The following is a 20,882-nucleotide window of genomic DNA, read 5'->3' on the forward strand; positions in this document are numbered from 1 at the left end:
CTAGTGCGCCGCTCCCGCCGGCGGCTGTGGGCCGCTCCCGCCGGCGAAGTGCCAGGCGCTACTGCGCCGGTCCGCTGGTGGTCACCACCTTGGTCCACGGGCCGGCCGGGGGCGAGTCCACGAACTGCCAGGAGACGTGATCGTTGTCGCCGTCGAGGTCGGCGAAGCCCAGGCAGCCGTTCAGGGCCGGTGATACATCCATCCCGGCCCCCTGCGACGCGTCCCCGCTGAACTGCGTGTTGGAGGGGCGGGTGTTGCCGCTGCCGAAGACGTAGCCGGCGTCGTGGTAGAGCGAGCCGCTGGAGGGGCCGGCATCCTCGATCTGCCCGTAGCAGGTGTTCCCGTTCGGGCCCGTGAGCTGGACCCAGCGGTTCTTCATGTAGCTGTAGCTGCTGTTGGCGCAGTTGTTTACGCCGGTGGCGGCGTTGTCCGCGGCGGCCCACGGGATGTCCGTGCAGCGGCGGGCGAAGGCGGTGGGATCGTTCACGTCGTCGTACGGCAGGTCGAGGTAGAACGGGTTTTGCTTGGGTGTGGGCTGCGTGGTGGGGAAGTAGCCGTTCGCCGCGGTCCGGCGTTCGGTGGTGCAGACGAAGGTGGCCGCGGTGGTCCCGGAGCTCACGCCGTCGCAGCCGCCGTAGCTGCTGCCCGGGCAGGCCGATGCCGTGGACGGCGTCACGTACGGCTTGACTCCGGTGTGGCGGTAGGCCCACTGGGAATCGTAGGTGGAGCACACCTGCGAGCCGTCCGAGACGCTTGCGTTGAAGATCTCGCCCACCCAGAAGGTAGTGGAGACGATGTTCGTGTGGACCGGGTATTTACCACCGGATGGCGATGACACCGGCGCAGACGGCGCGACGGACGACGACGGCTGGCCAACGCCGCTGCCGGCCGACCACGTGAGGGAACCGCCTTGGAAATCCTGCTGGACGCTGCCCGGCCCGTTCACGAACTCGTTGCTGACGGGGTAGCCGAGTTTCCCGTTTTCCCAGCCCTGGGCGGCCCACGCGGCCGCGATGGCGCCGGTGGTGGCATGTGCGCCGGTCGCGGGGGACCAGTGAATCTGGCCGCCCTGATAGCTCTGGTAGGCACCGCCGCCGGTGAGGCCCGTGGCCTCGTTGCTGACGGGGTAGCCGAGTTTCCCGTTTTCCCAGCCCTGGGCGGCCCACGCGGTGTCGATAGCGCCTGTGGTGGGGTGGGCGCCGGTGGCCGGGGACCAGTGGATCTGCCCGCGCTGGTACGCCTGGTAGGCGCCGCCGCCGGCCAGGCCGGTGCCCTCGTTGGTGACGGGGTAGCCGAGGGTTCCGTTTTCCCAGCCCTGGGCTGCCCAGGCGGCGCCGATCGCCCCGGTGGTGGGGTGCGCGCCGGTGGCGGGGGACCAGTGGATCTGGCCGTACTGGTAGCTCTGGTACGCGCCGCCGCCGGCCAGGCCCTTGGCCTCGTTGGAGGCCGGGTAGGCCAGTGGGCCGTTCTCCCAGCCCTGGGCGGCCCACGCGGTACCGATGGCGCCCGTGGAGATGTGGGCGCCGGTGGCGGGGGACCAGTGGATCTCGCCGTACTGGTAGGCCTGATAGCAGCCCCCGTTGGCCAGGCCGCAGATCACGGCGGACGTCGCCGGGCCGAGTCCGGAGCCGATGGCCGCTGACTGGATGTCCGCGGTGGCCGCCGAGGGAACGCTTGTGACGGCAGGTACCTGCAGCTTCGGGATTTGGAGTGGTGTGGCCTGAGCGCCTGTGGCCGGTAGCAGCACAAGTGCCGATACGGCTCCCATCAGGGCGCGCATGACGAACCGGCTCCGGGTTGACGTGGGGGTGCGGCTAATCATTTACGGTCATCTCGCGTTGCCTGGACTTCCCGGCCCGGCCCCGGTGCGGCGGCAACACTGTGATCATGTTGAGACCGCTCCGAAGCAGATCTTCCGCTGTGGCGTATGACACACCATGGCGCTGTTGGGGGCCATGTTATCAAAGTGACGTAACAGCTCGGATGATGCGCCTGTGTGGGACGTTACGTGGGTTCGGGATCTCCCGGTTAGCGGCCGCCGTCGTTGCCAGCCGACGGCGGAAGGCGCTCGCTGCCCGTATTCACGGCGTATTGACACGTAAAAATGGCCGGAATACTGTCTGCCTTAACAGGGCGTTCCGCCCCTTTCTGAGCATTTCCGGCGCTGATCCTGGGCCGCCTGGCGGCTGGCCTGCGGTCCCCGGCTCCCGGTGCCTCCCGCCGTCGTTCCAGCCCGACGGCGGGAGGCGCCGGCGGGTGCAGCTGTCGGCGTCGGTTCGTGGCTGGGGTCGGGGCGGTCAGACGATGGCGGTCAGGTGTGCGCCGGGAGCCCGGCGGTCACGAAGCCGCCGCGGGATTGACCGGTGTCTTGTGACTCTCTCTTGAGCGGCCGCCCCTGCGCGGACCCGTCGGTGGCCGTGAGCGAGATGGTGCGGCCGTAGCGGACGCACAGCTCCCGGATCGGATGCTCCGAGCATTCCCAGCCGGCGGCTTCCAGCAGCCGCGCCGGATCGGGCGGATTCGCCCGGGCCAGCAGTTCGCCCATGGACAGGCCGGTCTGCGCGCTGAAGTCGCGCAGCTTCGCTTCCACATCTTCGCCGGCAGGCAATGGTACCGCCCGTTCGATCACGGCCCGCGAGCCCGACGGCGACAACGCCAGCACCGCCTGCAGCGTGGCTAGCTGGGCATTGGCGCTCAAGTAGGGGAGCAGGCCCTCGATGACCCATGTGGTGGGCTGTTGCGGGTCAAAGCCCGCGGCGAGGAGCGGCTGTTCCCACGGCTGCGACAGGTCTGCGGTCACGGACACCAGCTCGCAGGCCGGTCGGGCAGCGAAGCTGGCCATCACGGCTGCCTTGAAGTCCAGCACGTTGGCGAGGTCGAGTTCATAGACGCGGGCGCCGGCCGGCCAGCTGAGCCGGTAGGCTCGCGTATCCAGCCCGGCGCCGAGGATCACCGCCTGAGCGGTCTGCTGGCGCTGCTCCAGGAAGTCGTCAATGAACCGGGTCCGCAGCCCGATGTAGATGGACGCCAGCAGGAGCGGCTGCTGCAGGGGAGGGGCGGCTTCCGGGTGTGCCGGCCATACCGTGGGAAAGTCCACGTGGGAGCGGGCGGCCTCCACCAGACCGGTAGCGAACGGGTCGGCGGCGAGGGCATCGGGCCGGGTGGTTTCCACAGCCCGGCCGGCAGCCACAGCAAGGGCCGTCAACGGCAGTCCCTGGTCCTCAAATTCGGTCATGCTGGCTATTCAATACCGAAAGCAGCCTCTTGAGCGACACCGTTTCACTCTGGCATCCCGCGGACGCTGATGGAAGCGGACCGAGCCGGGGGCGCTGGGAAGGGACCCGTCCCCGGCAGGGGCCGGTTGCCTCAGGTGTACATGAGCGAGCCCGGCGTGGTGAGCACTTCGCCGGTCTCCAGCCAGGTCTTCAGGCCGGAGAGGATCATCGGCCAGCCGCCGTAGAGCTGTTCGTTGGCGCCTTCGCGGAGCTGGTCGTGCGTGACGGTCAGGTGGCAGGAATCGCCCACCGGCTCGATCTCCCAGGTGATGCGGGTGGTTCCCTCGGCCTTGACGTCCTCGCCCCAGAGTGCGCGCATGGTCTGGACGAGTTTGCGGGGCGGATCCAGCTCCACGTTCTCGCCCTCGCCCAGGAGTCCGCCGGCTTTAGGATTGCCCATTTCGAAGCGGCCGCCCGGGGACCAGTCCGACGTGATGGTGTTCCCGAACTGGTATTTGCCGCGGATCTCGCTGTCGGTGATGGCTTCCCAGAGCCGCTCCGGCGTGGTCTTGATGTAGATTTCGAAGATTTTTTCCATGGGACTTTCCAATCTGGATTTGAGGTCGCTGAGGGCAGCGGCCCATGGTTCGGCATATTTGCTGACCCAGCGGTCGTGGACCAGCCGGATGGGCACCGGATTGAGGAAGTGCAGTTTTTCCCGGCCACGACGGCGGGTGACCACCAGGCCGGCTTCCTCGAGCAGCTTGAGGTGCTTCATGACCCCGTAACGGGTCATGTCGAAGTGCGCCTCGAGCGAATGCAGGCTCTGCCCGTCCTCGCGGAAGAGCTCATCGAGGAGGTCGCGGCGGGTGGGGTCCGCCAGGGCCTTGAATACGGCGTCCACGGCTCCAGAATAGGTGACCGATTGGTCACATGTCTAGAGTGCGCAACGTTTGTCCGGTCCCTGTCACGCGGTGCCGTCAGGCCGCCGTCGTCGGTCCGGCCACCGGGGTCACCCGGATCCGGGCGATCCGGAGCCGGTCCATCGCGAGCACCCTCAGCACGTGGCCCGGCACCTCCACCCGGTCCCCGACGACGGGCAGGCGGCCCAGACGGGAGATGACGAACCCTGCCACTGTCTCGTAGTGTCCCTCCGGCAGTGTGATGCCGGTCGCTGCCGCGAACTCCTGCAGGATCAGGCCGCCGTCCACGTCGATGGATCCGTTGGCCACGGTGACGCGGTCCTCGTGGTCGGCCGCGGTGTCGTATTCGTCGTAGATTTCGCCCACCAGTTCCTCCACCAGGTCTTCCAAGGTGACGATGCCGTCCGTGCCGCCGTATTCGTCCACCACCAGCGCTATGTGGTGGCCCAGCCTGCGCATCCGGGACAGCGTGGGCAGCACCCGGTTGGTTCCCGGCAGCGGAAAGATCTCGCGCACAATGTCCTTCACCATTCCCTGGTCCTGCTTGTCATCCCGGGGCATCAGGTCACGGATGTGGACGAAGCCCAGGACGTCGTCCGGGGTCTTGCCGATCACGGGAAAACGCGAATACGGGCCGTCCCGGACCATGCTCCGTGCGTCGGCGATACTCATGGTGCCGTCGATGAACGTCACCTCTGTGCGGGGGCGCATGACCTCCTGGAGCGTGCGGTCCCCGGCGCCGAACACGTCGGTCAGGATGCGCCGGCTGCTTTCCTCCAGCAGGTCGCTCTCCGCCACCATGTCCCACAGTTCCTCGGAGCTGATGCCCTCCCGTTTGGCGTGCGGATCACCGCCAAACAGCTTCACCACCGCATCGGTGGAAACGGACAGCAGCCAGATGACGGGCCGCATGATTTCCGAGAGGATGATCAACGGCGGGGCCAGGACCTTCGTGAAGCCCACAGCGCTTTGCATGGCCAGCCTCTTGGGTACCAGCTCGCCCAGCACCAGGGAGAGATAGGCCACCAGCAACGTCACGCTGATAAAGGACACCGGCTCAGCCGCGGGGCCGAACCCGATGCCTTCCAGCAGGGGCACTAGAACGGGTGAAATGGTGGATGCGCCATAGGCGGCTGAGAAGAAGCCGGACAGGGTCACACCGATCTGGACGGTGGAGAGGAAGCGATTGGGATTCCGGGCCAGAGTTGCAACCTTGGCGCCGCGTTTCCCCGCCTTTTCAATCCGGCGCACCTGGCTTTCGCGGAGGGAAACCAGCGCCATTTCGGTGCCTGCAAAGACTCCACCCAGCAGCACAAAAAAGAGAACCAAGGCGAAGTTGACCAATGTGCCACTGTCCATGACCTGACACTACCGAACCGCGGGTCCCCATGAACTGAGAAGGGCCAGGCCTGCTGCCACCCCTGCGCTGAGCACCACCGCCCCCAGCCAGAGCGATACGGGTCAGCGGATCCCGTCCGCCACCGCGAAAGCCACCAGCTGGCCCGTCCACAGGAGCGCCGCGATTCCGGCTGTCACCGCGGGCAGCCGCCGGTCCAACCAGACCTTTGGCAGACGGGCAAGCAGCACGTCCGCCACGATGGCGGCCACAGTGGCTCCGGCAGCTCCGGCGATGGCGATGGGACGGAAGCCCACCATGGCAACCGGCAGCGCCCAGCCGTCCAGGAAGACGGCCAGCACCAGCCAAACACCCAGGAGCTCTGTGATCAGGTCGCGGCGTCGGTTGATCACGGGGTTTTCTGCGGTTTCGAGCATCGATGCCCACTTCCACGGAGGTGTTCGGTGAGGGGATGGTACTGCTCTGGCGGGGCGCCCACAAGGGAGGGACGGTGACGCTACTTTGGGGACGGGTTCTCCGGCCGCCGGTGTCTGTGGTGCAGCTCGTAGCTGTCGAAAACGTCCGACGACGTTGCTCCTGCGTGGCCGAATTTGCCGCGGAGGACCTCCGCGAGGCCGTCCAGCGCCGCGTGGAGCATCCGTCCGGCGAACTGGAGTTCGGGGCTCTCGCTGAGCCGGGCCTGGGTCGCCAGGTCCTGGGCGTAGGCCACCGTGGCCGGCAAGGAGCCGCGCTGCTCCACTTCACGGAAGTAGTAGGTTTCATGGAACGCCAGCAGATCTATGCTCACCGAGGCCACGTTTGCTGCCATTGACTCCAACAGCCCGGCAGCATGCCTGGGATCCAGCGCCGATACACCGGCCGGACCTGCAGCCTCCCTGAACAGGGTCAGCTGGTGGGCAAGGGCCCGGCGGCGGTTCAGGGCCGGGTACGTTTGGAGGATCCAAGTGACCGTCGCTGTCAGCAGACCGAAACCGGTGACGGCCTGGAAGGCCACCACCAGCCTGAGCAGCGGATGGATTGCGACGATATCGCCGAAGCCCACGGTGGAGAGAGTGACCAGGGAGATGTAGAGGGCTTCGGCAAAGTCGGCGCGCAGCGGAATTCCGGGTCCGTAAACAAAGCCGTCCGTCAGATGAGGCAGGTAGAGCAGGGCCCAGCCGATGGCCGCCAGGCCCGCCCAGGCGCCGATGACGGCGGCCATCGCCAAGGGTGCTGCGATGAAGGAGCCCCGGCCCCGCAGTTTTCTGGACACCAGCCAGAAGCCGCGGATGATCGTCCGGCCTACAGGGCCGGAACCGTGCGGATAAAGCAGCGTACGGAAGACGTCAACGAGCATCAGCAGAACCAGCCCGGCCCCCAAAACCGTCCAGAGCGTGTCCTCGAAGTCCATGCCTCATCTTAGAGGCGGCACTTCCTGAGGAGCAGCCGTATTTTGGGTGTTCAGCGGGCAACCATCAAAGTGCCGGGAGCCCGTGGGCGCGCCGGCAGTATCGGTTCCCTCGCGCAGAGGGGACCGGGATGACGTCAAGGGGGAGCCTTGGCGGCCGGGACGTTGTTCGGTTTGGTGGGTGCTGCGGTCACCTAGGGGTAGGGGCCGGGCCGTATATTACAAACATTCTTGGGTTGGCTCAAGACTTCATCAAGATTATGTGAAGATCTCCGCAGATTCACAGGTTATGGGGCCGCGGAGAAATATGATCCTCATGAGTAAGAACTTAGGCTTAAGAATGAGGCCCGGCTATTGCCGGGCCTTTGTTTATGGGGAAACAATGTCGAATTACGTGGGCCTTTTCGGTCCAGCACAAACCGGTGCCGGACCGGGTCCGAGGCCGCCGAAGAAGCCGGGCATATCCACCTTCATCGTTGGCCTCATCACCGCACTCTTTATGCTCCTCGGCGGTCTCAGCGGCGGCCTGGGTGGCGCTCTGATTTTCCTGGCCATTTCTTTGGCGCTCACCGGCCTTTACGTCTTGGCCACCGACCGCCGTTCCTGGGCATGGCTTCCGGCCAGGCGCAAGGCGGGAGCCGCTGCAATCGCAGTCTCTGTTGCCCTAGTGATCGCAGGTGGCCTGGCCATGCCCCGCATCGCGACTGCGGACTTGGAAGCCGCCTCGTCCGATGCCACCGCTTCGCCTGCCACAGCAACGGCGAGCGAGACAGCGAAAGCGGCCGTGACGCCGTCGACCGCTCCAACCGTTCAGGAGACGGGTGAGCCGCTGGACCCGGACAACCCGTCTGTGGTGGCGCAGGGCGTCGCCGTGGCGGCGCCGAAGTCACAGCCGGCGTACGCCACCAAGGCGATCGACCTGCTGGCCACTCTTCCCGTCAAGGGTCGCGCGCCCAAGACTGGTTATGACCGCGCGCTGTTCGGGCAGGCCTGGGCGGACGTTGACCGGAACGGCTGCGACACGCGCAATGACATCCTCAAGCGTGACCTGACGGGCATCACCTACACGAACAGTGTGCCGTGCAAGGTGCAGTCCGGGACGCTGGCGGACCCGTACACCGGCACAACTATCAATTTCCTGCGGGGGAGTGCTACCAGCACCGCTGTCCAGATAGACCACGTCGTGGCCCTCAGCGATGCCTGGCAGAAAGGTGCACAGCAGCTGACTGCAGAACAGCGGACAGCCTTCGCCAACGATCCACTGAACCTGCAGGCCACCGACGGTCCCACCAACATCAAAAAGGGCGACGGCGACGCCGCCACCTGGCTGCCGCCGAACAAGGGCTTCCGGTGTGAATACGTTGCCCGGCAGATTTCGGTAAAGGCGACGTACAGCCAGTGGGTCACCCAGGCGGAGCATGATGCGATGACCAGGATTCTGGCCGACTGCTCGGGCCAGCTGGCGCCGACGAATGAGAAGGCGCCTGTGGCGGCGGCTCCTGCGCCTGAGCCTGCAGCCGTCGCGCCCGCCCCTGCTGTGGCGGTACCTGCCCCGGTGGCGCCAGCTCCGGCCGCTGTTGCGCCGGCGCCTGCTCCTGTTGCTCCCGCCCCGGCGGCTGTCTACTACGCCAACTGCGCGGCGGCGAAAGTGGCTGGTGCCGCTCCCATCTACGCGGGGCAGGCAGGCTACCGGGCTGCCCTGGACCGCGATTCCGACGGGATTGCGTGCGAGAAATAGGTTTTAGACGCTGTGAAAGCCGTGGCTACCTTCTTCGGAGGTAGCCACGGCATTCACTATGAGACGTCCTTCAGCGGCTGAACATCTCTCGAACTATGGGTTCAGCCATTGTGCAGCACAAGTTCAACAGGATGGTTGCACCTGCCCCACTTATCGTGGCGGTTTCCGCCTGAAATACAGGCCGTATGGGCTTCGCAACCGCGCAAGGAGATACGACTTTGACAACTTCTTATCGCCTGCCAGCATTCATTGCCACGACAGCTAATTGTGAAGTCACTCTTCGTCAGCTGCCTAACCTATGTTGGTCGCCGCAAAACAGCCCGTAGACGGCCACGGAAATGGCTGACCAAGGCATCGACTAAGGTGCGAGTTCTGAACTCCCTAGTCGGATGCCGCTGAAGTGCTCTCAATACCGACGTGCCATAGTGCAGCGTCGAGGTCTTCAGCACGCCACGCACGTGAGTCTGCAGCAGCGCGGATCACGGCCGACATGTTGGTGTAAGAGGTGTCCTCGATGCCTGCGGCCTCGGCCACTCTCCGAATCCGCACGTCAGTAGTCCCCTGGGTTGGGAGTCCACTGAGAACGTCGATGTAGTCCAGCGTCTTGGGGCTTACATGACGTACACCTGCGAGGGCATCACGAAATACCGGCCGTTCTGCTGGGTCAACGAGTCTGGCCCGGAGTTCCTCCACAGTTTCGACGCCCTGATCCTCAAAAACACGTGTTAAGTCGTCTATTTGGGCAAGACGGCCCGGCGACGGCCAATCGATGACTTCCGAGAGGCTTCCCGTCGCAAGACGTTTCCGGAACCCACTCGTGGTTTGTGCATCGGGCCATGCGGCAACCAGGGCGTCAACGCGCGGTTTTACTGTTGTCTCGTAATTCTGCCGTCGCTGCAAGGAGGCATCGACAATGATCGCTCCGACGGAAGCCCAACCACGGCTGACCTCAGCCGAGGCGTCGATGCCGTGGGAGTCAATGAAGGCTAGGAGTTTGGCGGTGTCGCCGTCGATAGTCATAGGTGAATACTTCCACGGAAACAGGGCGGCCTCGGAGCGCGCCACCATCTAGTACGGGTCAGCCGCAGGCCGCTTCCACAGCGCGGCCGCGAGGATGGCGACCCAGAGCAGGAACGCCCCGATGCTGATTCTTTCGCTGATGCCCAGCACGAGGTTCGGTCCTGGGGCCGCCATGAACGCCACCACGCCCATCACCGCGGAAACAACAAGCGAGACGATCGAATACGCGCGCATCCGGCCGGGGTATCCCGCAGCCACAAAACACATTGCCGCGACCATAAGGGCGAGCTGGATGTTGGTGGCCACGATATGCATGGGAATGGAAGCATCGTCCCCTAGCGTCAGCGGATAGAGGGCGCCCATGATGTTCCAGAGCCCATACCCGATGAGCAGGCCGCCGCCGATGCGCAGGGCGCGGTTGCCGCGCACGGAGTTCCAGACGCCTACCCCGAACGCGGTGAACAGCGCCGTGTAGAGCCACGTGAATGGGAGCAGGACGTCCCGGCCGGGGGAGCCGACGGCGAAGAGCTCGCTCACCATCTGTTCGGTGCGTCGGTATCCGTCCCACATAGACGCGGCAACGACGTCTGTGGCGACCACGTAGAGCAGTGAAGACAGCGCTCCTGCGGCGAGAAGGGCCTTTCGCAGGACGTCAACGCGGCGGCCTCCCGGCGGTGTAACCCGTTTGAACTGCGGGAGCCGGCGCTTGTCGATTGACATGTCCGAATGTCCTCAGAGCCCGCGGTCTGGCAAAGGCTCGGTGCAGGGGCCCGCGGGCGTCCGCCCCAGCACCTTATCTATTTAAAGCTTTAGGCCGGTTGCCGCAGGTAGTTAGGGCCGAACGGCCTTTGCCATTCGCCCGTAACTACCGCAGCATGACTGGGGTGACTGGGATAGGCTCCCTTGGGACCTGAACAGGCATTGCTTGGGACCGATCAAGCATCACTAAGTGGGGAATACCTTGGATCTACTGGGCGGCCTGAGCCGCGACGAACTCCGCAGCTTTTGTTGGATTGCGGCCGCCGTCTTCGCGCTTGTGGCTGGCCTCTGGCGTTGGCGCAGGCTTCATTGGACTGCGCTTGGAGCTGTTCTGCTGTTCGCGGCCCTCAATGCGGGTGCAGGGATCTACGTCCTGAACAATTTCCGTGATTCGCGCTGGTCGGCGGGGGGAGAAGCGCCGTTGAGCGCTCCGTCGTTTTCCCAGACGCCCATCGTGGGGCAGTACCTTGGCCCACTGGACTCCGCTCTGCAGGGAGTGGTCGGTGGGGTGAACGATTTCCTGGCATTCAAGCAGGCACTTCCCGTAGCTCTGGACTTCCTTGCCGTGTCCGGCTGGGCCCTGCTGCTTTCGTTCCCGCTTGCCATTCTCGCCGCAGTCATCAGCTTTGCCATGGCGAGGCGCCGCTCGGCGGACTTCGAAAAATACCGTGCCACCGTTGATCTGCTCAAAGATGAGCTTGAGCAGGTCAAGCGGCAGATCTCTGCAGGGACTTCCGTCGGCACTGAAATCCCTGCACGGACGCCCCTGAACAAGCACGCAACTGAGCGGTTGACGACCTAAAACGCGGGGTCTCGCAGCGCGGCCGCGGCACCCCTGTATCCTGAGAATGTAGTTCAAGGGCCCCAGCGGCCATCGACCAAGCCCGGCGTGCAGCCGGATGAGGGGTCTGGAAGCTGGGCCGCAGCCTTGGACGTCGTCGAATCGCCACCGCAATGGTCAGTCTGCGATCGGCTCCCGAATGCTCGGAATGGATCCTCTATCAGCATTGACACACCAGCCCCCGTGGGAATCCCGACGCCGGTCCCCAATCCCGTGCGCGCAGCTGCAGGGGATGAGCCGGCCGTTGTGACTTGGGCCGAGGCCGGGATCAGGATGACCGCGCGATGGCGTTCGGCGAACGGCAGACCGGCGCCGACGCGCGTCGAAGTGGTATCCGACTCCCTCACGGCCGATGATGCGAACCGGATGGCGTCACAGGGGATCGCGATGCTCTGGCACGGCGACTTCCACAACGCACGGCAGATCCTCAACGCCCTGGACCGGCGGATAGGCGCCGGAAAGAAAGAGATCGCAGCAACTCCGGCCGATAAGTTCTATCGGCACCGCCAGTCCCGCTCGCACCGTGCACGCGTTCTCGGCCTGCTGCTGATTCCTCTTGATCCGGGTCCGGTGGTGCCGTTGCGCCGCGCACCGGACATCCGGCAGGCCGCCGCTGAAGCGTACGGTGAGATCGGCGAATCTTCCGTTGTGTCCCTGCATGAGCTTGTCGGGGCCATTGGCGCCCACGAGTGGCGACGTAATGGCGTCTACGTCGATGCCCTGCAGGGCCGCATCCACCCGCACTATGGCACATTCTTCCCCACCCGGAGCGAGTATGTGGATCTCGTGGCCGCCGCCGCGCTGTCCTCTGAGACGCTGGCGTTCGACGTCGGAACCGGCACCGGGGTGCTCGCTGCCGTCCTCGCGCGCCGTGGCGTCCGCCGCGTGGTGGCCACTGACAATGAACCGCGTGCAATCGCCTGCGCCGCTGAGAATTTCCGGAACCTCGGTGTCCAGGACCGTGCTGAGGCCGTCCTGACCGACATGTTCCCGCCTGGGCGGGCACCCCTCATCGTGTGCAACCCGCCCTGGATTCCGGCCACGCCGCACTCCACCCTGGACAACGCCGTCTACGACCCCGGGAGCAGGATGCTGTTCCGCTTCCTGAACGGACTCTCCGACCATCTGGAACCGGGCGGGGAGGGCTGGCTGGTCCTCTCCGACCTGGCCGAGCACCTTGGCCTGCGGACGCGTGAGGATCTGCTGACCGCCATCGAGGCGGCCGGGCTGAAAGTGGTGGAACGGCTGGACACCAAGCCAACGCATCCGAAGGCATCGGACCGCGACGATCCTCTGTTCGAGGCGCGCACGGCCGAGGTCACGTCCCTGTGGCGGCTTGTTCGGCGCTAGCCCGCCACCGCCGCCTTCGCGGCCTGCGAGGCCTCCATCCATTCGCTCATCCACGGTGCCCGGACGCTCGACGTGATCCGGCAGTCGGCCACGAAGGTTCCCCTGGCGCCGGCGTCGATCCAGTCCTTGAGCGACTCAAGGTCTGCGAGCGATCGGATGATCGCCGACTCGGCACCGAGCGCGCGGGCGACGCCGCTGAAGTCCACCTCGGGGATCAGCATGGGCTTTTCGGTCAGGCCCTGGGAGCCGTACTGGTGGATTTCGGCGCCGTAGGCGGCATCGTTGTAGATCACCACGACGGCGCTGGCCGCCGCCCCGATCAGCGATTCGAGGTCGGACAGGCCCATCAGGAAACCGCCGTCGCCGGAGGCCAGCACCAGGGTGCGGCCGTCCTCCACTGCGCGGGCTGCCCCGACGGCGCTGGCAAGGCCCAGCCCGATGGTCTGGTAGGCGGTCCCCACCATGACCAGGTCCTGGGGCCGCGGGATGTGCCAGTACATGGGTGCCCATCCGAGGAAGTGCCCGCCGTCCTGGACCACCGTGCGTCGCTCCGGCAGCACGGCGTCCAAAGCGGTTGCGAGGGAACGCGGGTCCAGCCGGCCATCCGCGGTCTCGTCGGAGCCTGGGTGGTGGGCCGGTCCTTCGGCCACTCGTTTGCGGGCTTCTGCGCGCCACTCTCCTGCGCGGCTGGCGTTCGGCGAGGACGTGCCATCCAGGATCCCCAGAATGCGTCCCGCGGCAGTCTTCGCGTCCGCGCTGACGAACGTATCCACCCGGGGGTGCGTCGGCTGCAGGGCTGAGTCGATCTGGATGACGGTGCTGTCCGGGCCGAGCAGGTGCCCGAAACGCATGGTGAAGGCGCTCAGGCTTGCCCCGGCCACGAGGACCACATCGGCCTCACCCATGAGCCCGGCCGCGGTGTCCGTGCCGAAACCGCCCGCGACGCCGAGGTATCCGTCGCCCTGGAGGAGGTTGAGCGCCAGGGCCGTTCCGGCGGTCAGCGCGCCCAGGCGGTCGGCGAGTTCCCGGAGCTCCGGGCCGGCTCCGGCGAGGTGCGCACCGCGGCCGGCGAGGATCAGCGGCCGCTTCGCCCCGGCGAGCAGGCGGGCTACCTGCCCAAGGCCGCCGTCGACGTCGTCACTCACCACCGGTGCCAGCGGCGCCGGAAGTTCCTCGTCTGCCGCCTCAAGTGCCGCGAGATCGTAGGGAATGGCAATGACGACGGCGGTGCGCCTGGTCAGCGCGTATTCCACCGCCTGCTGCGTGATGGAGCCCGCGGCGTCGCGGGTGACGGTGAAGGTGGCCGCGCCGAGTGCTGCGGCGATTGCCGCCTGGTCCACGTCCCATGGCCTGGCGCCGCTGGTGGGAGCGTCCCCGGTGACTAGTACGACCGGGATTTGTGCCTGGACCGCCTCTGCGAGGGCGGTGAGTGCGTTGGTGTAGCCGGGGCCGTAGGTGGTGGTGCCCGCTGCGAGACGTCCCGACGTCCGGTAGTACGCGTCGGCCGCGGCGATTGCGGCGCCTTCATGGCGGACGGCGGAGAAGCGGAGGCCCAGCTTTTCCGCGGCATCCAGGAAGTAGACGTTTCCGTTGCCCATGACGCCGAAGACATCGCTGAGGTAGCTGCTGAGAACCTGCGCCACGCGGCCGGAGACGGTAAGTGAAGTCATGCAGAAATCTTGTGCGCTGGCCCACAAATAGGCAAGAGACGCGGATTACGATGGGATATTTGGCAGGCGCGGGTGGCAGAAGTGAAAATATGCCCACTTGTGGTGTGCGTCACCCGCCCTTAATCGGAGGGGCGGGATTCCTGCTCCGAGAGCCGGCTCAGGAGACCGTCGTAGCGGGGCGGCATGAGTTCCAGAACGGAAATGGCCGTGCTGGTCCGCTGGATCCCCTCGATTTCCAGGATCTGGTTGGTGATGCGGTAGAGATCGGCCGTACTGCGTGCCACCACCTTGGCCATGAGGTCCGCGTCCCCGGTGGTGGCGTGCACCTCGATGACCTCCGGGATCGCGGCGAGCCCGTCTTCCACCGCGCCTGTTCGAGTCTGGCTGATGGACAGCGAGAGGAAGGCCATGAGGTCATAGCCAAGTGCGGCGGGATCCAGCCTCCGGCTGAAGGAGCGGAGGGCGCCGCTGCGCTCGAGCCGTGCCAGTCGGGCGTGCACCGTGTTCCGTGCTACGCCGAGCGTCCGTGAGAGTGCTAGGGCGCTGGCTTCCGGGTCCTTGTCGAGGGCCAGGATGATCCTGCCGTCGAGGGAATCCACGGTGCGGGGGTTCGGGATAGTCATATTTTCACCACAGACTGTTGAAGTTGAGCAGAAGTCCCAATGGGTTGAGCGTATCTTGCATTGTGGGCCGAATCACAACCATGATCGGTGCTCATGACCCGTGATCAGCTCCTAACCGCACCGGACACCGTGCTCCCCGCCCTTCGTGGCGCGGTGGCTGGCCTCCCGCCCTACGTCCCGGGCCGGCGCAGCGCCGGCGTGGACGTTGCAGCCCTCGCCAGCAACGAAAGCCACTACGAGCCACTGCCCGCTGCCGCCGCAGCGGTGGCCGCAGCGGCCGGTACCATGAACCGCTACCCTGACAGTGCCGCCGTCGAACTCCGTGAACGGATTGCCCGCCACCTTGGCGTCACAGCCGGAGAGGTGGCGGTGGGACCCGGCAGCGTCGGCGTCCTCCAGCAGATCATCACGGGACTGTGCGACGCCGGGGATGAAGTGATCTTCGCGTGGCGCTCCTTCGAGGCCTACCCCATCCTGGTTGAACTGGCGGGCGCCCGGCCGGTCCGCATCCCGCTGGACGACGCCGAGGGCCACGACCTCGAGGCCATGGCTGCGGCCGTCACTGACCGCACCAAGGTGATCCTGCTCTGCACCCCCAACAACCCCACCGGCGTGCCGATCAGCCACGAACGGGTCGAGGCCTTCCTGCAAGCGGTCCGGTCCGACATCCTCGTGGTGATCGATGAGGCCTATGTGGAATACGCCGAAGCGGGCAGCGGCCCCGATTCCCTGGCGCTCTACCGTCGGTACCCGAACGTCTGCGTCCTGCGCACCTTCTCGAAGGCCTACGGACTCGCCGGCCTGCGGGTGGGATACGCCGTGGCGGCGCCGGACATCGCCGAGGGGCTGCGCCGGACCGCCCTTCCCTTTTCGGTGAGCGCGCTGGCCCAGAAGGCGGCCATCGCGTCGCTTGACGCGGGGGACGAGATGGAAGCCCGGGTGGCCGCCGTCAGGCAGGAGCGCACACGGATGGCCGCGCAGCTGGAAGCCCAGGGCTGGAAACTGCAGGCGAGCCAGGGCAACTTCCTGTGGATCCGTGCGGAGGACCGCCTCAAGGCGAGGCTGGTGGACGCGTTTGACCGCGCGGGCATCATGGTCCGGGCATACCAGGGGGACGGTGTGCGGATCACCGTTGCCGGCCCCGCCTCCAACGATCGCGTGCTCCGGGTTTTGGAAGCCCACGCAGCCTAGGAACTTTCTGATCTTTACCAATCCGTTCCACCGACAACCAGAGGAACCCTCATGGAACAACAGACAATGACGTCTGCCCGCCCACTTGGCGCCGCACTTAAACCCCGCCAGCTCACCATGATGGGGCTCGGTAGTGCCATCGGCGCGGGCCTCTTTATCGGCTCCGGCGCAGGCATCCGGGCCGCCGGGCCGGCCGTGCTGATCTCCTACCTCGTGGCCGGCACCCTCATCATCCTGGTGATGTGGGCTCTCGGCGAGATGGCCGCTGCCAACCCGGACAGCGGCGCTTTCTCCGTCTATACCGCCAAAGCCTACGGTCCGGTGGCCGGTGCCACCGTGGGCTGGCTCTGGTGGCTGCAGCTGGTGGTTGTCATCGCCGCGGAAGCGCTCGGTGCGGCCGGCCTGCTGGCCACCATCTTCCCCGCCCTGCCGGTATGGCTGATGGCCTTCGTGTTCATCGTGGTGCTCACCGCCGTGAACCTCACCAGCGTGAAGAACTTCGGCGAGTTCGAGTTCTGGTTTGCGCTGCTCAAGGTGGCGGCAATCGTCGGGTTCCTCCTGGTGGGTGCCGCCCTGCTCTTCGGCTGGCTGCCGGGCGTCCAGTCGCCGGGTCTGGGACACTTCACCGGAGCCGGATTCGCGCCCAACGGTTTCGCCGGGATTGCCACGGCACTCTTCGTGGTGGCCTTCGCATTCGGCGGCACCGAGATCGTGTCCGTGGCGGCAGCTGAGACGGCCGAACCTGCCCGCAGCGTGAAGAAAGCGGTCCGCACGGTGCTGTGGCGCATCCTGGTCTTCTACATCGGCGCCATCTTCGTCATCGCAGCCGTGGTTCCCGTCGGTTCGGCGGGGCTGAAGAGCCCGTTCGCCGCGGTGCTGGACGCCGCCGGCATGCCCGGCGCGGCCACCGCCATCACCCTGGTAGCCGTCGCAGCACTGCTCTCCGCCCTCAACGCCAACCTCTACGGAGCATCGCGGATGGCGTACTCCCTCGCCGAGCGGGGTGAGGCACCACGCCTGCTTGCCTCGGTGTCCAAGGCGCGTGTGCCGGTTGTCGCAGTCCTGGCCAGCGTCGCTTTCGGCGTTGTCACGGTTGTGCTGGAGTTGGCCTTCCCGGAGAAGGTCCTACCCGTGCTGCTCAACATCGTGGGTTCGACGTGCCTGTTGGTGTGGACGTCTGCGCTTCTCGCCCAGCTCGCGCTGCGCCTCCGCGCCGACCGCGAGGGAACGGAGCTTCCCCTGCGGATGCCCGGCTTCCCGTGGCTCACGTGCTTTGGCTTGGTCATCCTCGCGGCGATCTTCACGGTGGGCTTCATCGGCGAGGATTCCCGTCCCCAGCTCCTGAGCACTTTCACGCTAGTGGCGCTTCTGGCGGCGGCGAACTGGCTTCATCACCGGAACGGCAAGGTTTCGCCGGTTGTCGAAGCTTCGGATGGTGCCAAGCAGCCGGTGCTCATCGACTGAATCAGGTGCTGTGAACCCACATCGCGGGTTTGGTGCACGCGGAGGGCGCGTCCGGTCTGGCCGGGCGCGCCCTTCGCAATGCTTTGCCGACACCGCCAGCTTCACCACCATTTCCGCCGGCGCGCCATCGTCGCATACTCGTTCCTGGGGGTTCGACGCTGTCACCACTCTCACCGAGGAAACCGTCGAACCTTGCAGGACCGTGCCCCGCGCCATCGTGCTCGTGCGCTGACCGGCGGCGGCATCTTCGTTGCGGTCTCTACGTGACCCAGCTGGTCCACCCCGGCGGCATGTTCGAGGACTCGGTCTCCGCGGCCAGCTCCATCGCCCCTGCAGATCGGCGGGCAGCTGTTCGGCGTGGTGTTCCTGGCCGGCCGATGCTGGTGCAGTTCGCCTCCGGCCTCGCCGCGCAGGCCAGCGCCTCCATCCTGCTGTACGCGATGGGCCGCGACTCCGTCCTGCCCGAGGCAGTCTTCGGCATATTTCAAGGACACCGTCAGCCGTGGACCGAGGTCGGCGACGGCGCTGACCGTCGCTTCGAGCCCGGAGGAGCCCACGGACGATGCCGCGAAACGAGTAGGCAATGACGCGGTACCGGGGTCCAGGGCGGCGCGGTGGAGCCGCGTTCGATCAGCCGGTGCGGCATGATCTTCGGCCCGAGGTCGCGGGAGCGGGGCAGCTTTTTCACGGCCATCCGCCCCATTTTCTCGAGCGGCTGGGCCATGGTGCTCAGCGGTGGGTTCACGTGCACAGAGGTGGAAGTGTTGTCGAAGCCGAGGACGGAGACGTCCTCCGGCACCCGGAGCCCGCGCCGCTGCAGCTCATTGACGACGGCGGCGCCCATCTCGTCGCTCATCGCGAAGATCGCGGTGAGGCCGGGTTCCTGCCGGAGCAGTTCTGCGGCGCCGGCGGCGCCGCTTTCGTAGAAGAAGCTGTCGGTGGCGGTGACCGGGGTGCAGCCGGCTTCCGTCATGGCGCGCAGGTAGCCGCGGTTGCGGGGCCGGGCGACGTAGATCGACGCCGGATCCCCGGTCAGGAGGCCGATGCGCCGGTGGCCGAGGCGCAGCAGGTGACGGGTCGCGTCATAGGCTGCCTGCTCGTCGTCGATGGCCACGCTGGGCGAGCCCGACCTGTCGCTGATGGCGACGGAGATGATGGGAACGTTGGCCCCCAGTAGCTGCCTGGTCTCCGGCGTGATCACCGCGGAGATGAGGATGACGCCCGCGGCCCGGTAGGTGCGCAGCGTCCGGAGGTAGCCGGCGATGTAGGCGGACTTGGCGCCGGTGCGGCCGAGCATCACCGCGTACCCGCGTTCCTGTGCTTCCTCCTCTACACCCTGCATGACCTGGGAGGCCAGGGCATCCGAAACCATCGGGGCGAGCAGCCCGATCACGGAGGTCTGCCGGGTCTTGAGGCCCCGGGCGAGGTAGTCCGTTTCGTAGCTGAGGCTCTTGACTGCGGTCTCGACCCGTTCCCGGGTCTCGTCGGAGTAGCCCACGAGTCCGTTGACAACCCGGGAGACGGTGGCCGGAGAGACGCCGGCGTGCTTGGCGACATCGCGGATAGCGACCACTGTTCCTCCTCCCTGAGGGTGGCTGCTCGCTGCATGGCCCGGATGCGTAGCGGGTTACGCAAACGGTTTACGTAAACGGTTTCGTTGCTTGCGGGATCAACAGTAAGGGGTGGTCGCGGGATCGCGTTGCATTTCGTAAACGGGGGTAGAGCCGGCACCGCATAGGCCAAGTCCTGCCACCGACCTTCCGTCTGCCCCGGCGGACTCGTTGACCATTAGTTCCCTGGACCTTTTCAACGAGTGCCTCCCCCTGCGATTTCGTCCTCAGGGCAGGCAGCCGTGCAGGCTGGCTTGTGGCTTGGGCTGGCACACTGCTGGCCGAAGCCCATCCGCGGGGAGCTCCAGTGACCGTTGCCTTTAGCGACTACATTATTCGCGTGCGGCCAGAGATGCCCGATGCCCAACATCGTGATGTACCCTGGGCCAGCAAACGATATTTTGGGAAACTGGGGGACGGCATGGCAAGCAAGCCAACGGATTGGTCCGAGGGTGAGGTGGCGGCGACCGTCCGAAGTTACTTGGACATGTTGCGGTTGGAGGTGTCCGGCGAGCCCTACGTTAAGAGCCACTTCAGGAAGGCGCTCTTGCCACTGCTCTCTAACCGGTCTGAATCAGCTGTTGAATTTAAACACCAGAACATCTCCGCAGTGCTGATGAAGCTCGGGTTGCGGCCCATTCGCGGCTACCAGCCGGCTCAGAACTATCAGCAGTCCTTGGTTCCCGAGGTTCAGCGCCAGTTGGCATCCAGCGCATCTCTCATTGAGCTTGTGCTGGCCGAAGCTTTACAGGCGCCCCAGGCGAGCCCCGTTAGCACGCTTGATTTCAATAGTGCCAGCGTCCCCTCGATCATTCTCCCGGAATCGTCGAGGTGGACCAGCGCACAGACCCTCCGCCCGGACTACGCGGCCATTGAAGCAAGAAATCGCGCGCTCGGGCTGGCAGGAGAGCTTGCGGTAGCCGACCTCGAATATCGGCGACTCGTCAAGGCAGGCAAAGCCAATTTGGCTAGAAAGATCGATCACGTCAGCCAGTCGCGGGGCGACGGGGACGGCTATGACATCCTTTCGTTTGAAGAGAGCGGCAAAGAAAAACTGATTGAGGTGAAAACCACAAGATCACGCGCCGAAACACCGTTTTTCGTAACCACCAATGAGCTGAAAGTCTCCAAAGAGCAAGCCGACGCCTACCATCTGGTTCGCGTTTTCAACTTCGGGCATGACCCGGCTTGGTTTCGGTTGCGCGGGAATCTCGACGCTAGCTGCATCCTAGAATCAAACGGCTTTACGGCGCTGCCGCGTCCTGCCTAGGCGTCCGTGGCACACTTCAAACACTTCAGTTACGCTGAACCACAGATTTCCTTCGCAGAGGGAAAACCAGCCAGGGCCAGCGCATACCGGCCGTCGCGCATTTAATGGATCACGCTAGCTCGGGCCGCCACAAGTTTCAGCCCGGATGAACACCAGAACTCATGATTTGTTGGGGAACAGTGGGGCCAGCATGCGAGCCATCAATGGCTTCCGCCCAGTTGTCTATCTGTGTCTTATGTCGAGATGGCTAGTTCCTTGAGCGAAGGTTGCGGGTCGGGAATGCAGGAGGTCGCACCCTACCCCTCCGTGCGTGGCTAACGGTTTCCGTACGCGCCGCCCGGCTTGGCCGACAGCTGGCTGCCCAATCATGTCGATCGAAGCCCTTCCTAGCGCCCAAGAAATCGTCGAAGTCACGAGCAAGGAGACGCGGCTGGGGAACCTATCGCATGCTGCCCGCGAATGTC

18 protein-coding genes are annotated in these 20,882 nt (G+C 65.7%); 6 read left to right on the forward strand and 12 right to left on the reverse strand.

Going from position 1 to position 20,882, the window contains the following annotated elements; translation table 11 throughout:
* Window positions 1-58: 58 nt before the first annotated feature.
* The 6 genes from ACP4XC_RS05040 to ACP4XC_RS05065 all read right to left on the reverse strand — a co-directional run bounded on the left by ACP4XC_RS05040 (window position 59) and on the right by ACP4XC_RS05065 (window position 6,885).
* Window positions 59-1,822 carry an LGFP repeat-containing protein gene (locus ACP4XC_RS05040; RefSeq protein WP_427173770.1) on the reverse strand — a complete coding sequence of 588 codons (1,764 nt, stop codon included), beginning with the start codon at window positions 1,820-1,822 and terminating at the stop codon, window positions 59-61.
* A 489-nt stretch (window positions 1,823-2,311) separates the two neighbouring features.
* Entirely contained in the window at window positions 2,312-3,235 is a 924-nt protein-coding gene (locus ACP4XC_RS05045) for an SAM-dependent methyltransferase (RefSeq protein WP_427173771.1), read from the reverse strand.
* A gap of 131 nt (window positions 3,236-3,366) precedes the next feature.
* On the reverse strand, window positions 3,367-4,119 hold the full coding sequence (locus ACP4XC_RS05050) for an ArsR/SmtB family transcription factor (protein ID WP_427173772.1): 753 nt from the start codon (window positions 4,117-4,119) through the stop codon (window positions 3,367-3,369).
* A gap of 76 nt (window positions 4,120-4,195) precedes the next feature.
* Window positions 4,196-5,497 (reverse strand): hemolysin family protein, encoded by a 1,302-nt coding sequence (locus ACP4XC_RS05055; RefSeq protein WP_427173773.1) that lies wholly within the window; start codon window positions 5,495-5,497, stop codon window positions 4,196-4,198.
* Between the two features lie 102 nt (window positions 5,498-5,599).
* Window positions 5,600-5,911 (reverse strand): hypothetical protein, encoded by a 312-nt coding sequence (locus ACP4XC_RS05060; protein ID WP_427173774.1) that lies wholly within the window; start codon window positions 5,909-5,911, stop codon window positions 5,600-5,602.
* 80 nt (window positions 5,912-5,991) lie between these two features.
* On the reverse strand, window positions 5,992-6,885 hold the full coding sequence (locus ACP4XC_RS05065; RefSeq protein ID WP_427173775.1) for a potassium channel family protein: 894 nt from the start codon (window positions 6,883-6,885) through the stop codon (window positions 5,992-5,994).
* Between the two features lie 379 nt (window positions 6,886-7,264).
* On the opposite strand from ACP4XC_RS05065, the gene ACP4XC_RS05070 reads away from it, so the two are divergent.
* Entirely contained in the window at window positions 7,265-8,620 is a 1,356-nt protein-coding gene (locus ACP4XC_RS05070; RefSeq protein ID WP_427173776.1) for a GmrSD restriction endonuclease domain-containing protein, read from the forward strand.
* Between the two features lie 381 nt (window positions 8,621-9,001).
* On the opposite strand, the gene ACP4XC_RS05075 is transcribed toward ACP4XC_RS05070, so the two are convergent.
* Complete coding sequence (locus ACP4XC_RS05075; RefSeq protein WP_427173777.1) at window positions 9,002-9,640, reverse strand: hypothetical protein; 639 nt, start codon at window positions 9,638-9,640, stop codon at window positions 9,002-9,004.
* Window positions 9,641-9,688: 48 nt separating this feature from the next.
* On the reverse strand, window positions 9,689-10,360 hold the full coding sequence (locus ACP4XC_RS05080) for a DUF998 domain-containing protein (RefSeq protein WP_427173778.1): 672 nt from the start codon (window positions 10,358-10,360) through the stop codon (window positions 9,689-9,691).
* A 229-nt stretch (window positions 10,361-10,589) separates the two neighbouring features.
* On the opposite strand from ACP4XC_RS05080, the gene ACP4XC_RS05085 reads away from it, so the two are divergent.
* Window positions 10,590-11,201 carry a hypothetical protein gene (locus ACP4XC_RS05085; RefSeq protein ID WP_427173779.1) on the forward strand — a complete coding sequence of 204 codons (612 nt, stop codon included), beginning with the start codon at window positions 10,590-10,592 and terminating at the stop codon, window positions 11,199-11,201.
* A 312-nt stretch (window positions 11,202-11,513) separates the two neighbouring features.
* Window positions 11,514-12,590 (forward strand): methyltransferase, encoded by a 1,077-nt coding sequence (locus tag ACP4XC_RS05090; RefSeq protein ID WP_427173780.1) that lies wholly within the window; start codon window positions 11,514-11,516, stop codon window positions 12,588-12,590.
* On the opposite strand, the gene ACP4XC_RS05095 is transcribed toward ACP4XC_RS05090, so the two are convergent.
* The gene (locus tag ACP4XC_RS05095) at window positions 12,587-14,260 is read right to left on the reverse strand and encodes a thiamine pyrophosphate-binding protein (protein WP_427173781.1); all 1,674 of its coding nucleotides are present in this window, start codon (window positions 14,258-14,260) and stop codon (window positions 12,587-12,589) included. The two genes, ACP4XC_RS05090 and ACP4XC_RS05095, sit on opposite strands and share 4 nt — an antisense overlap.
* 119 nt (window positions 14,261-14,379) lie before the next feature.
* On the reverse strand, window positions 14,380-14,883 hold the full coding sequence (locus ACP4XC_RS05100; RefSeq protein WP_427173782.1) for an Lrp/AsnC family transcriptional regulator: 504 nt from the start codon (window positions 14,881-14,883) through the stop codon (window positions 14,380-14,382).
* Between the two features lie 93 nt (window positions 14,884-14,976).
* On the opposite strand from ACP4XC_RS05100, the gene hisC reads away from it, so the two are divergent.
* Both hisC and ACP4XC_RS05110 read left to right on the forward strand, forming a co-directional pair.
* A complete protein-coding gene (gene hisC, locus ACP4XC_RS05105; RefSeq protein ID WP_427173783.1) occupies window positions 14,977-16,074 on the forward strand; it encodes a histidinol-phosphate transaminase in 1,098 nt (365 codons plus the stop codon).
* A 51-nt stretch (window positions 16,075-16,125) separates the two neighbouring features.
* Window positions 16,126-17,538, forward strand: a complete 1,413-nt coding sequence (locus ACP4XC_RS05110; protein WP_427173784.1) for an amino acid permease — start codon at window positions 16,126-16,128, stop codon at window positions 17,536-17,538.
* Window positions 17,539-17,797: 259 nt separating this feature from the next.
* Here the strand turns inward: ACP4XC_RS05110 and ACP4XC_RS05115 are convergent, their stop codons facing one another.
* Window positions 17,798-18,019: a hypothetical protein gene (locus ACP4XC_RS05115; protein WP_427173785.1), complete on the reverse strand. Its 222-nt coding sequence runs from the start codon at window positions 18,017-18,019 to the stop codon at window positions 17,798-17,800.
* A gap of 15 nt (window positions 18,020-18,034) precedes the next feature.
* On the reverse strand, window positions 18,035-19,111 hold the full coding sequence (locus tag ACP4XC_RS05120) for a LacI family DNA-binding transcriptional regulator (protein WP_427173786.1): 1,077 nt from the start codon (window positions 19,109-19,111) through the stop codon (window positions 18,035-18,037).
* Between the two features lie 344 nt (window positions 19,112-19,455).
* Between ACP4XC_RS05120 and ACP4XC_RS05125 the strand changes: the two genes are divergently transcribed.
* On the forward strand, window positions 19,456-20,418 hold the full coding sequence (locus ACP4XC_RS05125; protein ID WP_427173787.1) for a DUF3883 domain-containing protein: 963 nt from the start codon (window positions 19,456-19,458) through the stop codon (window positions 20,416-20,418).
* Window positions 20,419-20,882: the final 464 nt, after the last annotated feature.

Origin of the sequence: Arthrobacter sp. 92, assembly GCF_050260325.1 — a bacterium.
In the GTDB taxonomy this organism is placed as follows: domain Bacteria; phylum Actinomycetota; class Actinomycetes; order Actinomycetales; family Micrococcaceae; genus Arthrobacter.

Excerpts from the sequence above, each read along its gene's own strand:
- ACP4XC_RS05040 (WP_427173770.1), bottom strand. The coding sequence starts at position 1,822 with ATGATTAGCCGCACCCCCACGTCAACCCGGAGCCGGTTCGTCATGCGC.
- ACP4XC_RS05045 (WP_427173771.1), bottom strand. The coding sequence starts at position 3,235 with ATGACCGAATTTGAGGACCAGGGACTGCCGTTGACGGCCCTTGCTGTG.
- ACP4XC_RS05055 (WP_427173773.1), bottom strand. The coding sequence starts at position 5,497 with ATGGACAGTGGCACATTGGTCAACTTCGCCTTGGTTCTCTTTTTTGTG.
- ACP4XC_RS05060 (WP_427173774.1), bottom strand. The coding sequence starts at position 5,911 with ATGCTCGAAACCGCAGAAAACCCCGTGATCAACCGACGCCGCGACCTG.
- ACP4XC_RS05065 (WP_427173775.1), bottom strand. The coding sequence starts at position 6,885 with ATGGACTTCGAGGACACGCTCTGGACGGTTTTGGGGGCCGGGCTGGTT.
- ACP4XC_RS05070 (WP_427173776.1), top strand. The coding sequence starts at position 7,265 with ATGTCGAATTACGTGGGCCTTTTCGGTCCAGCACAAACCGGTGCCGGA.
- ACP4XC_RS05075 (WP_427173777.1), bottom strand. The coding sequence starts at position 9,640 with ATGACTATCGACGGCGACACCGCCAAACTCCTAGCCTTCATTGACTCC.
- ACP4XC_RS05080 (WP_427173778.1), bottom strand. The coding sequence starts at position 10,360 with ATGTCAATCGACAAGCGCCGGCTCCCGCAGTTCAAACGGGTTACACCG.
- ACP4XC_RS05090 (WP_427173780.1), top strand. The coding sequence starts at position 11,514 with ATGACCGCGCGATGGCGTTCGGCGAACGGCAGACCGGCGCCGACGCGC.
- ACP4XC_RS05095 (WP_427173781.1), bottom strand. The coding sequence starts at position 14,260 with ATGACTTCACTTACCGTCTCCGGCCGCGTGGCGCAGGTTCTCAGCAGC.
- ACP4XC_RS05100 (WP_427173782.1), bottom strand. The coding sequence starts at position 14,883 with ATGACTATCCCGAACCCCCGCACCGTGGATTCCCTCGACGGCAGGATC.
- hisC (WP_427173783.1), top strand. The coding sequence starts at position 14,977 with ATGACCCGTGATCAGCTCCTAACCGCACCGGACACCGTGCTCCCCGCC.
- ACP4XC_RS05110 (WP_427173784.1), top strand. The coding sequence starts at position 16,126 with ATGGAACAACAGACAATGACGTCTGCCCGCCCACTTGGCGCCGCACTT.
- ACP4XC_RS05115 (WP_427173785.1), bottom strand. The coding sequence starts at position 18,019 with ATGCCGAAGACTGCCTCGGGCAGGACGGAGTCGCGGCCCATCGCGTAC.